Consider the following 2,387-nt stretch of genomic DNA (forward strand, 5'->3'; position numbering starts at 1 on the left):
CAGTGATTATAAAATCCCGGCTCTCGCTTCGCGTACAGCGTGAGTCCTAATCGAATTATTCCACAGCTTCGGAAGTATGTGCAATGCTATTTTTGCGGGGTAGGGCTACACAAGGCCAAAAGGCGATTGGCCAGTCAAGACCTAAGCAGAAAGACCCAGGGACTATTCCTAGGTCTTTGACACCGGCACTATAAGACAATCGCATCAGAAAACTACTCAATTCGGATTGTTAAGGCCGAGAAGCTTATCTCCTAATTCTATGCCCTGTAGCCTTGCGAGATTCTTAATATGTTCCCTGAGAGCTGGACTTCCCGTATTGTACATACTCGCAAGTGCATTTTCCACATGCGGGGTTCTGCTTCCCACACGGATGGCTCGGCTATGCATTTGCAGCAGAAGATCAGCCGCCGTAGTCGTTTGCAGCGTTTCGAGCATATCAACGGCTTTGTCCAAAACTCCAGGCGAAGTGTTCCGGTCTGCGATCAAGGTCTGCCAGGATGGCTTCGCCGACGCTTCCGGGAGCGAGAACAGTTCCTCAGCCAGTCTGCCGAAGTGTGCCGCATTATTGACGTCCAGCAGTGCGGTTTCCCTGCTGCGGGCGATGCGTTGCAATCGGGCAGGATTATTTGCGGTCACGAGGAGGGGAAACGTGTACTCATCGGCGACTTCCTGCTGTGGGAGTGTGTTCGGTCTGCCTTCGGGGTACCAGGCTCCTTTAGGTTCCGTGTAGGAGGTCAGAGCCATATGGAGCGTCAGTACATATTTTCCCGGCGCAAGAACGGGAAACCTACGGGTTGCGACGATGTCCCCCTGGATGCTCTCACCCGCCAGGATACTTACTTCGGGGGATGGATGCAATCCTTCCAGCTTCTTCTCGGCAGGCAGAGCGGATGCTTCCCTCGTGATGCCATAGGCACTGCGAAGGCTGAGTGTGTACCAGCGGTTAAAATTGGCCCCAGTGTAAAAGGTGGCCTGACCCACCGAATCGGTATTCGCGATTTTGTAATGCAGGACGAATGGCTCCCCCGGGCAAACCTTCGTGGTGGAGGCTTGAGTAATCGTGACGATCAAGCCGCTTCCAGTGCCGGGTTCCGCTTGAGTAGCCTGAGTGACAAGGGTGGTAGCGAGTAAGAATACTGCCATGATCGAAGTGGCTAGTGTCTGTGTACTTTTGTTCAATGCTCTTTCCTTTCTGGGAAAAGCCGTAAACTGCTCTAGAGTGGTTTTGTTGCAGTATACGTTGATTTCGTGACGGTAAATTGGTTCGGGTTCAGGCGAATCGCATCCACTACGTTGCCAGGGTTGTAGAGCACCGTCCCAACTTCACCTGTCTGCGGATCATCGAACTCATACTTTTGGGATATATTCCAAGTGAGTGCTGACAAAGGCGTTCCTGGATTGCCACTATAATCCAGAAATTCATAGATCTTGATCCCGCCAAGGTCTGCAAGACTTCCATTCGTAAACTTCCACCCATAGCTGAACGCCAATTCTCCGATGGTGTTGTCAATGTGGGGGCCAGTGTGATGCACCCCATTTTGATCATTCCAACCCGCATCACACCATCCATAGGGCTGTGTATACACAGTGACGGTGTATTTGTTGATGTAGGCACTGCACGAACCCCCTTATGGGCTACTCGGATTGGCAGGAAAGTTCGCTGTGGCACTTAGCGTTCGTTCAGGCAGCTTGGCGACGCCACCTGAGACTGTAACATTGGTCCAGTGCTCTGGGGGTTTCGTCGTGCCGAAAGAACTTGTAGCCTTGCCGGTCGTGCCTGCGGAGACGACATCGCCTAAACCATCATTGGCATTTCCGTTTCCCGTTGCTAAATTGGCAGTGAACTCTGCCTCACTGCTTTCGGCAAGCCAGACAGACGGGGGTGCCGGATCGTTTGCGTCTGTTTCCCCCGTCCCATGTGTCCAGGTAGCTTTGACCGTAAGCGTAATCGAAGCGTCCGCTTGACTATCATAGCCACTGCTGGTGCCAAATTGCGGAACTGAGAATGAACCGACAGTTGGGGCCGGAATAATCCAGGGACTGTATGTCTTCGGTTCGCCCGTTGCAGGTGGGTGGGTATCATGGGCAGCTCCGCTACCTATGGCGGAGAACAGCCAGTATCCGGCATGGGCGGACGGGGCTAGGGCAAAGAGGCAAAGTGTCACTAGGCTACCGCGACGAAGGAGCGGCAAGACGAAGGAGCGGCAAGACGTAGGAGCGGCAAGACGTAGGAGCGGCAAGACGTAGGAGCGGCAAGACGAAGAGACATGACTTTCTCCCATCAACGCAAATCGAGGTCGCTCGGCGTTCAGCGACAATTCATCATATCACGGATGCAGTGTAATGTCAAGCACTATTTTTCAGAAAGAGAAAAGGGGCGCGGCAGG

2 protein-coding genes are annotated in these 2,387 nt (G+C 53.2%); both read right to left on the reverse strand.

What is annotated here, in order from left to right:
- Positions 1 to 216: 216 nt before the first annotated feature.
- On the reverse strand, positions 217 to 1,071 hold the full coding sequence (locus Q0R23_RS18340; RefSeq protein WP_293915426.1) for a hypothetical protein: 855 nt from the start codon (positions 1,069 to 1,071) through the stop codon (positions 217 to 219).
- A gap of 143 nt (positions 1,072 to 1,214) precedes the next feature.
- Positions 1,215 to 1,586 (reverse strand): hypothetical protein, encoded by a 372-nt coding sequence (locus Q0R23_RS18345; protein ID WP_293915428.1) that lies wholly within the window; start codon positions 1,584 to 1,586, stop codon positions 1,215 to 1,217.
- Positions 1,587 to 2,387: the final 801 nt, after the last annotated feature.

The sequence above is a fragment of the Deinococcus sp. genome, from assembly GCF_025362455.1.
In the GTDB taxonomy this organism is placed as follows: domain Bacteria; phylum Deinococcota; class Deinococci; order Deinococcales; family Deinococcaceae; genus Deinococcus.